Genomic DNA, 15329 nt, shown 5'->3' on the forward strand with positions numbered 1-15329 from the left:
CGCCCCTTCCGACCACGGGACGCACGATCCCCAGGAGGTTCAGCGCCAGTATGAAGCGGTTGTTGCTCGTCAGGCACGCACCGACCGGCGCCACGCGTGACGCTGAGTTCCCGGCGGACGAGCCATTGGACGACGAGGCCCGCGCACAGGCTGCCGAGCTGACCACCCAGCTTCCACGCGACTGCCTGACGCTGAGCAGTCCGGCGCGACGTGCAGTCCAGACCGCGCTCGCGGCCGGACGCGAGGCAACAACCGACCCACGGCTTGCCGAGTGCGACTTCGGTACTTGGACAGGCCGCCGGCTGGAAGACCTCCATCGCGAGTCACCGCAGGCAACCGAGCAGTGGATGACCGACCCGGGCTGCTCACCGCACGGCGGCGAGAGTCTGCGGAGCTTCATGGCCAGGGTCGGTGCCTGGCTTGACGAGGAGCTCACACTTGACCGCAGCGTCATCGCGTTCACACATGGCGGCGTAATCAGGGCGGCGGTCGCGCACGCGCTGCGCGCCGACGCCGCCGCTGTGTGGCGCATCAGGGTTGAACCGCTGGGCGTCACCGAGCTTCAGGCAACCCACGGCGACTGGGAGCTGGTGGCGCTGAACCGGGGCGCACGATGAGCGGCCTGGCGCTCCTCGGTGCCTACGGAGGTGATCTGATCTTCGGAGATCCACGACGCCTGCATCCGGTTGCCGGGTTTGGATCGGTGGCGGGCCAGCTCGAGCGCGTGGCTTACGCCCCCAGCCGCCTGCGCGGTGCCCTCGTCACCGGGGTGCTGGTGCTCGGTGCCGCCGGAGCGGCGCAGTTGCTGGCGCGTGGCACCTCGCGCGGTGTCGCGCTGGCGTTAGTCGGCTGGGCATCTATCGGCGGGCGCTCGCTCCGTGCTGAAGCGCGAGCCGTTGATGCGTACATCGCGCGGGAGGACCTGACCGGCGCCCGCGAGCGCCTGCGGTCCCTCTGTGGTCGTGACGCCGCCGAACTCGATACCCAGGGGCTCGCACGCGCGGTCGTCGAGTCGCTGGCGGAGAACACGAGCGATGCGGTTGTCGGCGCGCTGCTCTGGGCGGCCGCTGGCGGTCCGGCTGGAGTGGCCGCGTACCGGGCAGCCAACACGCTGGACGCGATGTTCGGACACAGGAACGACCGCTACCGCCAGTTCGGCTGGGCCGCCGCGCGGCTCGATGACCTCATGAACTGGCCCGTTGCACGGACCTCCGCGCTGCTCACGTGCCTGGCCGCGCCGCTCGTAGACGGTTCCCCCAACGCGACGCTGCGGACCGTCCTGCGCGACGGTCGGGCCCACCCGAGCCCGAACGCCGGCGTCGCCGAGTCGGCGTTCGCTGGTGCGCTCCATGTCCAGTTGGGCGGGCCGCTGGCCTATGGCGGTGAAGCCGATGCGCGACCGGTCCTTGGCTGCGGCCAACCGGCAACGCCCCAGGACATCGAGCGCGCGGCACGGCTCTCGTTCGCCGTCGCCACGCTCGCCGCGCTGCTCAGCGCGGCGCTTGCACAGGCGCGCACATGAAGGGCGCGCTACTTGTCGCAGGGACGCACTCGGATGCCGGCAAGTCGGTCGTGACCGCGGGCATCTGCCGCTGGCTGCACCGCCAGGGAGTGCGAGTCGCTCCGTTTAAGGCACAGAACATGGCGCTCAATTCGGTTGTGACAGCGGGCGGTGCGGAGGTGGGACGCGCACAGGCGATGCAGGCCGCCGCCGCCGGAGCCGAGCTTGAGGCGGCGATGAACCCGATACTGATCAAGCCCTCCGGCGAGCGTCACAGCCAGGTGATCGTGATGGGCGAGCCTTACACCGACGCGGACGCCCGAAGCTACAGGACGCTCAAGGATGAGCTGCGGCCGATCGTCGCTAGCGCACTCGCAGACCTCAGATCGCGCTACGACGTCGTCGTCTGCGAGGGTGCCGGCAGCCCCGCCGAGATCAACCTGCGCGCGAGCGACCTCACCAACATGTGGCTCGCGCGCGAGGCCCAGCTGCCGACGCTGATCGTCGCCGACATCGATCGCGGCGGTGTCTTCGCATCGCTGTTCGGCACGCTCGCGCTGCTAGAACCCGACGACCAGGCCCACGTCGCCGGATTTGTGATCAACAAATTTAGGGGCGACCAGAGGATCCTCGCTCCGGGTCTCGACCAGCTGCAGCAGCTGAGTGGCCGCCCAACGCTAGGTGTGCTCCCGTTTGTCCAGGACCTCTGGCTCGACGTCGAGGACTCACTCGCACTGGATGCGGGCGGCGCCGCACCCGAGTCCGCGCCGCAGCCTGGCGGCGACACCCTTGATGTCGCCGTCGTGCGCCTACGGCACATCTCGAACTTCACCGACGCCGACGCCCTGCGCGGCGAGCCCGGTGTACGCGTCCGCTTTACCAGATCGGCGGCCGACATCGAACGCGCCGACCTTGTCATTCTCCCTGGTACCAAGGCAACCGTTGAGGATCTGGAGCTGCTGCGCAACGCCGGGCTGGACACGGCCCTGGTCGCCAGGGCCGCGCTCGGCAAGCCAATCCTCGGGATCTGCGGCGGCTACCAGATCCTCGGCGAGCACATCCACGACGAGGTCGAATCCCGCCGCGGCAGCGTACCTGGACTCGGGCTGCTGCCCGTTACCACCAACTTCGCGGCGCAGAAGCTGCGTCGCCTGCGTTCCGGCAGCTCACCCTGGCTGAACTGCACAGCGGGTGGCTATGAGATCCGCCACGGCCAACCACGGCTCAACGGCGGCACCAACCTGCCGGCTCTGCTGATCGCCGACGACGGCGAACCAGATGGTGCCGTCAGCGATGCCGTGCTCGGCACCTCATGGCACGGCGTGCTGGAGCACGACGCTTTCCGTCGCGCACTTCTGGCTTGGGTCGCTGCGCGCAGCGGGCGGCGCTTCATCCCCGGGACCCAACCATTCGCCGACGTGCGCGCCAAGCGCCTGGATGTCCTCGGCGAGCTGATCGAGCAGCACCTGGACACCGCTGCTCTCAGCAGGCTGATCGACCAGGGCCTCGGCACACAACTCCCGACCATCACCACCGAGAAGAGGCAACTTGCTGCGCTTCCTGACCACGGCTGACACAGAGATCCTGGCCACCGCCGCAGCGGTGCGCCGCCTGCCAGACGGGTTTCCGGAGGTCCGCTGCGCGAACCCGTCGGGCCTCGGCGCCGAACGCAGCGCCGAGCTCATCGACGACCTGCTGGACGGCGCTCGCGTCGTCCTCTGCAGAGTTCTCGGCGGCCGCAGAGGCTGGCAGGACGGTATCGACCTGCTCGTCGAGCGCTGCCGCGAACGCAACATCACGCTGCTGGCCCTGGGCGGAGAAGCCGAGCCCGACGCGGAGATGACCGCGCTCGCCACCGCGCCAGCGGGCGCGGTGGCGCAGGCGGGCGAATACCTGCGCCACGGTGACGTCGACAACATCGAGCAACTGCTGCGCTTTATGGCCGACACGTTCCTGCTCGAGGGCTATGGCTTCGAGCCGCCAGCAGAGGTGGACGACCTGGGCGTTTACCGCCGCGATGCAAAAGTCCCGGGTCGGCCCACCGTTGGCTTCTGCTTCTACCGGTCGCACTTCCTGACCGGCAACACGCAGTTCGTCGACGCCTTCTGTGACGCCGTCAACGATGCCGGAGCAGGCGTCTTCGCCGTCTGGAGCTACTCGCTGCGCGCCGACCCGGAGGGCCGTGTCGCGGTCCTCGATCTGCTCGCCGGCGAAGTCGACGCGCTGGTCGTCTCGATGCTCGCCACCGGCGGCTCGGGCGCGGCTGAGGCGGAGCAATGGGACGCGTCCGCGCTCGCGGCGCTGGACGTACCAGTTCTTCAGGCTGTCACCTCCACCCAGCCCCGGTCGGCCTGGCTCGAATCACACTCCGGGTTGCAGCCGCTCGACGCCGCCACCCAGGTCGCGATCCCAGAGTTCGACGGGCGCTTGCTGGCGGGCTTGATCTCCTTCAAGGAACGCGACGCGCACGACTCGCCCGTAGGGGTCCCGGTGCCTCGCTATGTCGCCGACCGCGAGCGCTGCGCCCGGGTGGCGAACCTGGCGGTGCGACACGCCAGACTCCGGCACATCCCGGCAGCCCAACGAAGGGTCGCCGTGCTGCTGACCGCATTCCCGACCAAGCACGCGCGGATCGGGATGGCCGTCGGGCTCGACACACCCGCCAGCGCGCTGAAGCTGTTCGACGCGCTCCGCACCGACGGCATGCTTGTAGATCACGGTTTCACGCACGGGGATCAGCTGATGCACGCCCTGATCGCCGCCGGTGGTCACGACCCCGAATTTCTCACGGACGCCCAGCTCGCCGCCGCGCCGCTGCGTTTGCCGGTTGCCGACTACTTGCGCTGGTATGCAGAGCTCCCCGAGCAGCTGCGTGAATCGATCGAGCGCAGGTGGGGACCGCCGCCTGGGGACCAGTATGTAGACGGTGAGGACTTCGTGATCGCCGGACTGGAGCTTGGCAACGTGCTCGTCGCGATTCAGCCACCGCGCGGCTACGGTGCGGACCCGGTCGCGATCTACCACGACCCCGAACTCCCGCCGACTCACCATTACCTGGCCTGCTACCGCTTCATCGACCAGGCGTGGGGCGCCGACGCGATCGTTCACCTCGGCAAGCACGGCACGCTGGAGTGGCTGCCAGGCAAGATGCTCGCCCTTTCGCCCGCCTGTGCTCCGGACGCCGCACTCGGCGACATCCCGCTGATCTACCCGTTCGTGGTCAATGACCCCGGGGAGGGAGTGCAGGCCAAACGCCGCGCTCACGCGCTGATCGTCGATCATCTCGTGCCACCGATGATGCGCGCCGAGAGCTACGACGAGCTGGCCGAGCTCGAGTCACTGCTCGACGAGTACGCCCGCCTCGAAGTCCTCGACCCCAGCAAGCTGCCGGCGCTGGCGGCGCGCATCTGGTCCGCGATCGAGGCCGCCAACCTCCAGGCCGACCTCGACGTGCACGAGCGGCCCGAGGATCTCGGCAAGCTGGTCGAGCACATCGACGGCTACCTGTGTGAGGTCAAGGACATCCAGATCAAGGACGGACTGCACATCCTTGGTTGCTCGCCCGCTGGCGAGCAACTCACCGGGCTGGTCGGCGCCATCCTCGGGCTCGAGCGAGACGAGGACGCGGCGTTGGCCCAACTGGCAGCCCATGACTGGGACCCGGCCCACGCCACGAGCGCGGATCCCAAGCTGGCGGCCAAGCTGCACTTGGCCGCCAACGAGCTGGTGCCCAACATCCGTAGCACTCCGAATGAGCTGAGTGCGATCGTGGCTGCGCTGAACGGGCGGTACGTCCTCGCCGGCCCGTCGGGAGCGCCGACCCGTGGACGTCACGACGTGTTGCCAACCGGCCGCAACTTCTACTCCGTCGATCCTCGCGCGCTGCCCTCTGAGCTCTCCTGGGAGGTTGGGCTAAGGCTCGCGGACGCGCTCCTCGAGCGCCACATGAAGGAGACCGGCGAGCTGCCGAGGATGGTCGGACTGGTGGCCTGGGGAACCGCTGCGATGCGAACGGGCGGTGACGACATAGCCGAGATTCTCGCGCTTCTGGGGGTGCGCCCCGTCTGGAACCGGCAGTCAAAGCGGGTGACCGGCATTGAGGTGATTTCACTGGAAGAGCTTGGACGTCCGAGGATCGACGTGACCGTGCGCATCAGCGGCTTTTTCCGCGACGCCTTCCCGCAGCTCGTCAACCTGATCGACGACGCGGTTGTCACGGTCGCCGGGCTGGATGAGAGCGACGAGCAGAACTATGTGGCCGCGCACGTCCGTGCCGACGCTCGGCAACTGGTGCAATCGCTCGGCCTCGACGCGGCGCAGCGGCGCGCGAGCACGAGGGTCTTTGGCTCAAAGCCCGGCACCTACGGAGCCGGGCTGCTTCAGCTGCTCGATACGCGCGACTGGCGTGATGACCAGGACCTCGCCGCCGTGTACGAGGCGTGGGGCGGCTACGCCTATGGCCGCGGCCTGCAAGGCGCGCCAGCCGGTGACGCGATGCGGGATGCCTACGCGCGCATCGAGCTTGCGGTCAAGAACGTCGACAGCCGTGAGCACGACATCCTGGATTCAGATGACTACTACCAGTACCACGGCGGCATGGTCGCCACGGTGCGCGCGCTGACCGGACAGGAACCGGCCGCCTATCTGGGTGACAGCTCCGACCCCGAGCGTGTTCGCACACGCACGCTGAGCGAGGAGACGCGTCGCGTGTTTAGGGCACGTGTCGCCAATCCACGTTGGATCGCGTCGATGATCCGGCACGGCTACAAGGGCGCCAGCGAGCTCGCCGCCACCGTCGACTACCTGTTTGGCTACGACGCCATGGCCGGGGTCGCGGACGACTGGATGTATGAGCAGGTGGCGGAGCGCTACCTGCTCGACGGTTCCGTGGCTGAGTTCATGTCACGGTCAAACCCGTGGGCTGCCCGGTCGATCGCCGAGCGCTTGCTGGAGGCGGCGGACCGTGGCCTCTGGTCGGAACCGAGCGAAACCACCCTCGGCGCGATCCGCGACCGCTTCCTGGCGCTCGAAGGCGAGCTCGAGGAGGCTGGCGCGTGAGCACGACACCGCCGTTCCCGCTCTCGGCGATCGTCGGCCAGGAGCAGCTGCTAGAGGCGCTGCTGATTAACACTGTGTCTCCCGAGGCGGGAGGCGTCCTGGTTCGAGGTGATCGCGGCACCGCCAAGACAACAGCAGTGCGCGGACTGGCTTCGCTGCTTGCCCCCGCACCACTGGTGGAGCTGCCGCTCGGCGCCACCCTCGACAGGCTCGTCGGCTCACTGGACCTTGGGAGAGCCCTGGCTGGAGAACAGGTCGCCGAGACGGGCCTGCTCGCCAAGGCCGACGGCGGGATCCTCTACGTAGACGAGGTCAACCTGCTCGCTGACCACCTGGTCGACGCGCTGCTTGACGCTGCGGCGACCGGTGTGGTCCGCGTCGAGCGCGAGGCGATCTCACAGGTGAGCTCGGCTCGGTTTCTGCTCGTTGGAACGATGAACCCCGAGGAGGGCGAGCTGCGGCCGCAGCTGCTTGACCGCTTCGGGCTGGGCGTCGAGGTCGTGACGCCGACCGACCCCGCGGTGAGGGCGGAGATCGTCCGGCGTCGGCTTGCCTTTGAGCGGGATCCCGAGAGGTTTGTGGAGCGCTACGCCGAGGATGAGCTTGCACTCTCGGCCCGCATCGAAGAGGCACGCATGCGGGTCGCGCGGGTGGTGCTGCCGGAGCGCGAGCTGATGCGGATCACCGGTGCCTGCGCCCAGCTCGGTGTCGATGGCATTCGTGGCGACATCGTCACCGCCAGCGCCGCGCGAGCACTGGCCGCGCTCGAGGGTCTCGATGAGGTCAACGAGGATCACGTTCTGCGCGCAGCGGCTCTGGCGCTCACGCATCGCCGCCGCCGGGACCCGCTCGAGAGTCACGCCCCGGATCCCGGAGAGCTCGAGCGCGCGCTGCGCGAGCACGGGGATCAGCCTGATGACGATGGGCCGCCCGACGGCGGCGGGTCACAACCATCTGGCCCCGACGGCGGCCCGCCGGACGGTGGTCCGGCGCAGGCGCACAACGGACCCTCGGGCGGTGGGATGGCGTCCGAGCGGGTCTCGGCGCCGCTGCCCTCGCGGATGCCGCGCCAGGCGATCACGCTTGACAGCCGCGGCCGCGGACCACTCGGTCGCACAGCACTGAGCGCGGGTCCACAGAGCGGGGCGATCGACAGTCGCGAAGCGCCCCCGGACTCAGAGGATCTGGCGGTGGTCGCGAGTCTGCGTGCGCGTCTGCTGGGAGCTCCCGAAGGCTCGCTGCGCGAGCACGTCCGTGCCGGTCGCGAGTCCACCACGCTCTGCCTGATCGTTGACATCAGCGGCTCGATGGGAGCACGCAGACGGGTCGCACGCGTGAAGGGCGCGATGCTTGAGCTTCTGCGTGATGCCTACGCGCGACGGGATCGCGTTGCGATCGTTGCGTTTCGGGACGCCGCAGCCGAGGTGGTGCTGCCCGCGGGTGCGCCGCTCGAACGAGCTGCGGCCGCGATCCGAGCCATGCCGACCGGTGGTCGTACGCCGCTCGCGGAGGGGCTGTCCACGGCTGTGGCGCTGATCCGAGGAGAGCGCATGCGCGAGCCGGACCGGCGCGTCGTGGCGGTGCTGCTGACCGACGGACGCGCCGCAGATCCACACGGTGCCATCGCCCGAGCCGCGAAGGCGCTTGGCAAGGCCGCTGACCGGGTGTCGGTGGTCGACACCGAGGAAGGGAGCGTGCGGCTCGGGTTGGCCGCACGGATCGCGCTGGCCGCCGGTGGGGGCGTCCACCGCCTTACCGAAACGACACCGAACCGATGGAGAGCCGCATGAGCGATCGATCAGGCGAACCTGTGCCGGCAGGTGCCGCCGACCCGGCTGGCCGAGATATCGCCCCCGAGAGCGAGGATGCGGGCAGCGCCGAGACAAGGCGCCGCAAGCCCCGGGATCGCGCGCTCGTCATCGTGCTGACCGGGCACGGCAAGGGAAAGTCCACCTCGGCCTTTGGGATGCTCATGCGCTCTTGGGCGCGCGGCTATCGCTGCGGGGTCTTCCAGTTCGTCAAGTCGGGCAAGTGGAAGGTCGGCGAGGCCAAGGCCGCCGAAGCTCTGGGCGGAATCGACTGGGAGAAGATGGGCGACGGCTGGTCGTGGCTCTCCAAGGACCTCGAGGAGTCAGCGGACCTCGCACGTGAGGGCTGGGCCTACGTCAAGCAGGCGATCGCCGAGGAACGCTACGAGTTTCTGCTGCTCGACGAGATCACCTATCCCATCAAGTGGGGCTGGATCGACCCCGATGATGTGGTCGCCACGCTTCGCGACCGGCCCGGCTTTCAGCACGTCGTGATCACGGGGCGCGACGCTGCTGCGCAGATCGTTGAGCTCGCCGACCTCGTCAGCGAGGTGACCAAGGTCAAGCATCCGATGGACGCCGGGATCCGTGCGCAGCAGGGCATCGAGTGGTAGATGTTCTTGTGATCCTTGACGGTGCGTCCGAGGCCTGCGACGCGCCGAAGCCGACGCTCGAGGAGGCTCGCACACCCGCACTGGACGCCCTGAGGGCCAGCGGTAGCTACGACTGGATTGCGCTGCTCCCGCCTGAAGTGCCGGTCGGCTCAGAGACCGCGATCGCGGCTTTGCTCGGCTGGATCCCGGACGGTCCGGTTGACCGCGGCGCGGTTGAGGCCGCAGCCCGTGGAATGCTTCTGGCGCCCGGCGAACATGCCTGGCGTGTCGACGTGGGGAGCAGGCCGCATCGTCACAAGCTCGTGATCGTCGCCAACGAGGAGCCCCGGATTGGCGGAGAGGTGCCGGTTCACATCTGGCCGCAGGGGGCGATTCCGCCGAAGATCCTGGACGAGTCCACCGTGGTAATCGGCGCGGTCGGCGCCGCAACCGGACTCGGGGGACTGATGGGGGCCAAGGTCGTGATACCGCCAGGGGCGACCGGTCGCCCGGATAGCGACCTGAGCGCCAAGCGAGTCGCGGCCGAGGCGGCGATCGCAGACGGCGTGAGCCACGTCGTCGTCCACGTCGGAGGGCCGGATGAGGCTTCCCACGACCGCGACCGCGCAGCCAAGATCGCGACGATCGAAGCGGCTGACCGCGAGCTGATCGGACCGCTGTACGAAGCGGTGGCCGCTGCCGGTGGCAGCCTCAAGGTGTGCCCCGACCACGGCTGTGACCCCGCCACCGGGATGCACGTTGCCGGGCCGGTGCCGACCGTGACCTGGAGCGCGACGATGGTGCCCCGATGATCCCTCGACTGGTTATCGCCGCCGCCACATCGGGTGCCGGCAAGACGACTGTGGCCTCCGGACTGATCGGGGCGCTGCGCGCACGGGGCAGCGTGGTGCAGGGCTTCAAGGTCGGCCCCGACTACATCGACCCGAGCTACCATGCGCTCGCCTCAAGCCGTCCGGGACGCAACCTGGATGCCTTCCTCAGTGGCCCCGACCTGATCGCACCGCTCTTCCGCCACGGCTCACAGGGGGCAGAGCTCGCGGTGATCGAGGGCGTCATGGGCCTTTTCGACGGCGCCTCCGGCAGAGGCGAGCTGGCCTCCACGGCGCACGTCGCCAAACTGCTCGAGGCTCCGGTCGTGCTGGTCGTCGACGGCTCCGCGATGGCCCGGTCTGCGGCCGCATTGATCCACGGGTTCCGCAGCTTCGACCCGCGGCTGAACGTAGCCGGGGTGATCTTCAACCGCGTCGGGTCTGACACCCACGAGCAGCTGCTGCGCGAGGCTGCAGCCGCAGTCCCCGGGGAGGCACTGCAGGTGCTCGGCGTGCTGCGTCGCGACCCCCGGCTCTCAGCACCCGAACGCCATCTGGGCCTGACACCGGTCGTTGAGCGTGTGCCCCGTGCTCGCGAGTCCCTTGCGTCGCTGAGCGCCGCGGTCGCCGCTCAGGTTGACCTCGACGCTGTCCTGGCGCTGGCGCGTTCCGCACCCGAACTCCCTGGCGAGCGCTGGTCTCCCGAACAGGAAACGCAGGTGGCGGCACGCATCGCGATCGCGCACGGCCCAGCCTTCTCCTTTCACTATGAGGAGAACCTCGAGCTGCTCACGGCGGCCGGAGCCGAGCTCATTCCGTTTGACCCGACGGTCGACGAGACTCTGCCTGAAGGCACCGGCGGCCTGATTCTGGCCGGCGGCTTCCCGGAGGTCTACGGGGCGGAGCTTGCTGCGAACAGCTCGCTGCGCGCCGAGGTGGCGGAGCTCGCCGCCGCCGGCGCTCCGATCCTCGCCGAATGTGGCGGCCTGCTCTACCTGGTGCGCGAGCTCGACGAGAACCCGATGTGCGGCGTGCTGCCGCTCACAGCGCGGATGACGGAGCGGCTGACCCTCGGCTACCGCGAGGCCACCGCTGCGACAGCGACACCATGGCTGGCTGCGAACACGACGCTCAGAGGGCATGAGTTCCACTACACAAAGGTCGAACCGGCAACCGGTCAGGCCCCGACTCATGCCTGGAGGGTCAGCGCTCGTGGCAAGACCCGTCTTGACGGTGCTGTCGCCGGCGGCGTGCAGGCCGGCTACCTGCACGTCCACTGGGCCGCATACCCTCAGATTCCCGCCGCCTTCGTGGTGGCGGCGGCACGCGCTTCACGGACGGTCTCAGCGTGAGCCTGACGCTCGTGCTCGGCGGAACCCGCTCCGGCAAGAGTGCGCACGCCGAGGCGCTCGCGACCGATACGAGCCGGCCGGTGCGGTATGTCGCCACCGCCGATCCGGCCGATGTCACCATGGCGAGCCGGATCGCGGCCCATGTCAGCCGACGTCCGCCAGAGTGGGAGACGGTACTCGCGCAGGATGACCTCGCTGCAACCGTGATCAGCGACGGTGTGACGCTGATCGACGGCCTTGGCACCTGGCTTGCGGGTGGCCGGTTCGAGTCGGCCCCGCCGGCGATCGCAAAGTTGATCGCGGCGAGCGCGGTGGCCGAGGTGATCGTGGTTGCGGAGCAGGCGGGGGAGGGGTTACTGCCGACTGATCATCTCGCCCGTGCCTGGCTGGACGCGCTCGGCGAGGCGGTTCAGCTCCTATCAGCCGCCGCTGATCGCGTCGTCTACGTCGTCGCCGGCCGCCCACTGACGCTACCGCCACCCAGCCGACACGCCCCGTCGCCAACGACCGTGGCTGACCAGCCCGACCTGCGTCATCACGGTGACCGCGATGTCCGGCCCGGCGACACGGATCACGCCGTAAACGTCCTGGCCGGTGGTCCGCCCGACTGGCTGCGGGCGGTGTTGCTCGATGCGCTGAACTCTGCCTCGAGCCGCTATCCCGACGAGGAGGCGGCGACCGCCGCCATCGCAGCCATGCACGATCGTGAGCCTGCCGAGGTCGTGATCACAAACGGCGCGGCCGAGGCGCTCTGGCTGCTCGGCCCCGCACTGAGGCCGCGTCATGTGGCGCTGATCCAGCCAGGATTCACCGAGACCGAGGCAGCTCTGCGCATGCACGGAATCCAGCTCGAGCGCATATTCGAACCAGATGGCCGCACGGTGACCGCTGACCTGGTGGTGGTCACCAACCCCACCTCGCCCGACGGCCGACTGCGCACAATGGCTGAGGTCCTCGCGCTGCAGGGACACGACACGATCCTCGTTGTCGACGAGGCGTTCATGTCCATGGTCCCCGGCGAACCCGGGTCACTGGTCAGAGAGCGCCTCAAGGGAGTGATCGTGGTCCGCAGCCTCACCAAGCTGCTATCCGTGCCTGGCCTGCGAGCCGGATACGCGCTGGCGCCGGTGCCGCTTGCTAACGCCATACGTGCGGTGCGGCCGCCCTGGTCGGTCAACGCGCTCGCCCTCGCAGCGCTCCAGGCGGCCGCCTCGCACCCAGCCGAGATGGCTGAGCTCGCCCGTCGCGCGGCCGCTGAGCGGGAGGATCTCCAAGCCCGCCTCGAGGCGCTTCCCGTTCGCGTCTGGCCATCGGCTACAAATTTCGTGCTGATCGAAGTTCCCAACGGGCCCAGGCTGGTCGATGCGCTGCGGGCACGGAGGATCGCCGTCAGATCCGCCGGCACCTTCCCGGGCTTCACGCCCAACCACATCAGGCTGACCGCACGCGACGCTGAGACCAACCGGGAGCTTGTGCTGGCGCTCGGAGACGCCCTATGAGCATCACCGTGGTTGGGATCGGAGCCGACGGTTGGGTCGGACTCAGCGACACCGCGCGCGCGGCGATCCTCCAAGCCGACGAGGTGATCGGATCAGCGCGCCAGCTCGCGATGCTGCCGTCCGAAGGACCGACACAGCGTGTCCTCCCATCGCCACTCGGGCCGTTTCTTGACGGGCTCAACGCTGCGGACGAACGTAGGCTGTGCATCCTGGCCAGCGGCGATCCGATGCTTCACGGCATCGGCGCAAGCATCGCGCGCCGGCTGGGTGAGGACGCCTTCGACGCAGGTCGCCTTGCTGTGCTCAGCCACCCCTCGGCCCTGGCGCTGGCATGTGCACGGCTCGGCTGGCCAGAGGCAGACGTGACCGTCGTCTCGACGGTCACGACACCGCTCAGCGCGGTCAACCGTGCGCTCCAGCCAGGTCGACGGCTCATCGTCTACGTGCACGGCCAGGACGGTGCCGCGGAGCTGGCACGAACGGTCACAGACAGCGGCTTTGGCCCCAGCGACTTCATCGTCCTGGAACAGCTTGGTGGACCCGACGAACTGGTGTACCGGAGCACCGCCGCCGCCTGGGGAACCCGCGAGAGCGGTCCGCTCGTGGCCGTGGCGATCCGCTGCGTGGCCGCGGCGGACACGCCACTGCTGCCGGTGATACCGGGCCTACCGGATGCCGCCTATGAGCACGACGGCGCGCTCACCAAACGCCATGTCCGCGCCGCCACGCTCGCCGCGCTGGCGCCAACGCCCGGAGCGCTGCTCTGGGATGTCGGTGCCGGAAGCGGCTCGATCGGTATCGAATGGCTGCGCTGCGAGCCAACCGCCCACGCCTGCGCGATTGAGTCTCGCGCCGATCGCTCCGAGCGGATCGCCCGTAACGCAGCCGCGCTGGGAGTGCCCCAGCTCCGCCTGGTCACTGGCGAGGCTCCGCAGGCGCTCACTGACCTCGCGGCGCCAGACGCGGTCTTCGTCGGTGGCGGTCTCACCGATGAGGTGATCGACACGGCCTGGGATGCTCTTCGCGCCGGTGGCCGTCTCGTCGCCAACGCCGTCACCGCCGAGGGGGAGCAGCTGCTGCTGGGAGCCGCCGGCCGCCACCGAGGCGAGCTTGTCAAGTTATCGGTCTCTCAGCTCGAGCCGCTCGGCCGTTTCAGTGCCTGGCGGCCGGCGCTGCCGATCGTTCAGTGGTCAACCCGGAAGCCCGCATGACGATCCACTTCATCGGAGCTGGACCGGGGGCAGGCGATCTGATCACGCTCCGCGCCCAACGCCTGATCGCCTCCTCGCCAGTCTGCGTCTACGCCGGAGCGCTCGTCTCGCCCGAGGTGCTCGGTCACTGTCCGGCGGGCGCGAGACTCATCGACAGCCAAGGTCTCAACCTCGACCAGATTCTTTCCGAGTTCGAGTTTGCGCACGCCCGCGGTGAAGATGTCGCGAGGCTCCACTCCGGAGACCTATCGATCTACAGTGCGGTTGCTGAGCAGACCCGCAGGCTCGACGAGCGCGGCATCCCCTGGGATATGACCCCGGGCGTGCCCGCCTTTGCCGCCGCCGCGGCGGCGCTTGCGCGTGAGCTGACCGTGCCGGAGGTCGCTCAGACCGTGATTCTCACGCGCCATGGCGCGCGCGCCTCGGCGCTTCCACCGGGCGAGGAACTTGACCTGCTGGCGAGCCATGGCACGACGCTCGTGATCCATCTGGGAGCGCAGGCTATTGACCAGATCGCCAGCACACTTGCAGAGCACTACGGCTCCGCCTGCCCCGCCGCTGTCGCGGTGCGGGTGAGTCACTCAGACGAGCAGCTTATCCGCGGCACGCTCGACACAATCGCCGCCCAAACGCACGCCACCGGAATCAAACGGAGTGCCATCATCATCGTCGGGCCGGCGCTCACGGCTTCGGGCTTTCGAGACAGTCACCTCTATTCGGCCGCACGCGAGCGCAGCAGATAGGTGTCCATGATCCAGCCCTTGCGTTCACGCGCAGCCTCACGCAGCCGGTCAATCTCGTCGGCCACGTCGATCAGCCGACCGGCGACCAACAGCTCATCTGGGGTGCCGAGATACGCGCCCCAGTAGACATCGAGAGGGTCGTCGAGTACGGCACGGTACGCACCTTTGCCGTCGAGCATCACCACGACGTCCGTCGCTCCCGCCGGCCAGCCGGTGGCACTCAGCAGCCGGCCCGTGGTGATCTGAACCGCACCGGCCACACGGTTGAGCGGAATCCGGTGTGCGGCGGTCAGCGCCTGCACACTGCTGATGCCAGGGATGACCGCGTACTCAAAGCTCAAGTCGCCCTGTGCGAGGAGCTCATCCAGGACCGCGATCGTGGAGTCATACAGCGACGGATCGCCCCAGACCAAAAACGCACCGGACTCACCGTCCGCCAGATCGGTGGTGATCGCCCGCCTCCATGCGTCCGCCCGGCCCGTGCGCCAGTCCCGGACCGCCTGCGCGTAGGCGGTTGCGCCTCTGTCGCGTGCCGGCTCATCCACGCGTACACGTCGCGGTCCCGGCTGACGCTCCACAAAGCGCTCAAGCAGCGCAACGCGCGCCCTATTGAGCTCGGTCGTCGCCCGCTCCAGCTCGAAGATCACGTCGACCTCGTTGAGCGCCCGGATCGCCGCGATGGTGATCTGCTCGGGATCACCTGTGCCGACACCCACCGCGAGGATGCGTCTCAT

12 protein-coding genes are annotated in these 15329 nt (G+C 68.9%); 11 read left to right on the plus strand and 1 reads right to left on the minus strand.

Going from position 1 to position 15329, the window contains the following annotated elements; translation table 11 throughout:
• Positions 1-50: 50 nt before the first annotated feature.
• From M3M54_RS15200 to cobM, 11 genes are read left to right on the plus strand one after another with little or no spacing between them, the layout of a single operon-like run.
• A complete protein-coding gene (locus M3M54_RS15200) occupies positions 51-617 on the plus strand; it encodes a histidine phosphatase family protein (RefSeq protein ID WP_249019866.1) in 567 nt (188 codons plus the stop codon).
• Complete coding sequence (gene cbiB, locus M3M54_RS15205; RefSeq protein ID WP_249019867.1) at positions 614-1522, plus strand: adenosylcobinamide-phosphate synthase CbiB; 909 nt, start codon at positions 614-616, stop codon at positions 1520-1522. The genes M3M54_RS15200 and cbiB overlap by 4 nt, the downstream gene beginning before the upstream one ends.
• Positions 1519-3075, plus strand: coding sequence for a cobyric acid synthase (locus tag M3M54_RS15210; RefSeq protein ID WP_249019868.1), 1557 nt, complete (start codon positions 1519-1521; stop codon positions 3073-3075). Before cbiB ends, M3M54_RS15210 begins: the two co-directional genes overlap by 4 nt.
• Positions 3050-6559, plus strand: a complete 3510-nt coding sequence (locus tag M3M54_RS15215; RefSeq protein ID WP_249019869.1) for a cobaltochelatase subunit CobN — start codon at positions 3050-3052, stop codon at positions 6557-6559. Before M3M54_RS15210 ends, M3M54_RS15215 begins: the two co-directional genes overlap by 26 nt.
• Complete coding sequence (locus tag M3M54_RS15220; protein WP_249019870.1) at positions 6556-8349, plus strand: VWA domain-containing protein; 1794 nt, start codon at positions 6556-6558, stop codon at positions 8347-8349. The genes M3M54_RS15215 and M3M54_RS15220 overlap by 4 nt, the downstream gene beginning before the upstream one ends.
• Before the next feature lie 20 nt (positions 8350-8369).
• Positions 8370-8981, plus strand: a complete 612-nt coding sequence (gene cobO / locus M3M54_RS15225) for a cob(I)yrinic acid a,c-diamide adenosyltransferase (RefSeq protein WP_371878683.1) — start codon at positions 8370-8372, stop codon at positions 8979-8981.
• Between the two features lie 8 nt (positions 8982-8989).
• Positions 8990-9772 (plus strand): hypothetical protein, encoded by a 783-nt coding sequence (locus tag M3M54_RS15230; RefSeq protein WP_249019872.1) that lies wholly within the window; start codon positions 8990-8992, stop codon positions 9770-9772.
• Entirely contained in the window at positions 9769-11142 is a 1374-nt protein-coding gene (locus M3M54_RS15235; protein ID WP_249019873.1) for a cobyrinate a,c-diamide synthase, read from the plus strand. Before M3M54_RS15230 ends, M3M54_RS15235 begins: the two co-directional genes overlap by 4 nt.
• The gene (locus M3M54_RS15240) at positions 11139-12641 is read left to right on the plus strand and encodes a bifunctional adenosylcobinamide kinase/adenosylcobinamide-phosphate guanylyltransferase (protein ID WP_249019874.1); all 1503 of its coding nucleotides are present in this window, start codon (positions 11139-11141) and stop codon (positions 12639-12641) included. Before M3M54_RS15235 ends, M3M54_RS15240 begins: the two co-directional genes overlap by 4 nt.
• On the plus strand, positions 12638-13852 hold the full coding sequence (gene cbiE, locus M3M54_RS15245) for a precorrin-6y C5,15-methyltransferase (decarboxylating) subunit CbiE (protein WP_249019875.1): 1215 nt from the start codon (positions 12638-12640) through the stop codon (positions 13850-13852). The genes M3M54_RS15240 and cbiE overlap by 4 nt, the downstream gene beginning before the upstream one ends.
• A complete protein-coding gene (gene cobM, locus M3M54_RS15250; protein ID WP_371878684.1) occupies positions 13849-14595 on the plus strand; it encodes a precorrin-4 C(11)-methyltransferase in 747 nt (248 codons plus the stop codon). The genes cbiE and cobM overlap by 4 nt, the downstream gene beginning before the upstream one ends.
• Here cobM and cobF read toward each other — a convergent pair.
• On the minus strand, positions 14565-15329 hold the full coding sequence (gene cobF, locus M3M54_RS15255) for a precorrin-6A synthase (deacetylating) (RefSeq protein WP_249019877.1): 765 nt from the start codon (positions 15327-15329) through the stop codon (positions 14565-14567). The two genes, cobM and cobF, sit on opposite strands and share 31 nt — an antisense overlap.

The sequence above is a fragment of the Conexibacter sp. S30A1 genome, from assembly GCF_023330665.1.
Classification (GTDB): Bacteria; Actinomycetota; Thermoleophilia; order Solirubrobacterales; family Solirubrobacteraceae; genus Palsa-465.

Excerpts from the sequence above, each read along its gene's own strand:
- M3M54_RS15200 (WP_249019866.1), top strand. The coding sequence starts at position 51 with ATGAAGCGGTTGTTGCTCGTCAGGCACGCACCGACCGGCGCCACGCGT.
- M3M54_RS15210 (WP_249019868.1), top strand. The coding sequence starts at position 1,519 with ATGAAGGGCGCGCTACTTGTCGCAGGGACGCACTCGGATGCCGGCAAG.
- cobM (WP_371878684.1), top strand. The coding sequence starts at position 13,849 with ATGACGATCCACTTCATCGGAGCTGGACCGGGGGCAGGCGATCTGATC.
- M3M54_RS15235 (WP_249019873.1), top strand. The coding sequence starts at position 9,769 with ATGATCCCTCGACTGGTTATCGCCGCCGCCACATCGGGTGCCGGCAAG.
- cobF (WP_249019877.1), bottom strand. The coding sequence starts at position 15,329 with ATGAGACGCATCCTCGCGGTGGGTGTCGGCACAGGTGATCCCGAGCAG.
- cbiE (WP_249019875.1), top strand. The coding sequence starts at position 12,638 with ATGAGCATCACCGTGGTTGGGATCGGAGCCGACGGTTGGGTCGGACTC.
- cbiB (WP_249019867.1), top strand. The coding sequence starts at position 614 with ATGAGCGGCCTGGCGCTCCTCGGTGCCTACGGAGGTGATCTGATCTTC.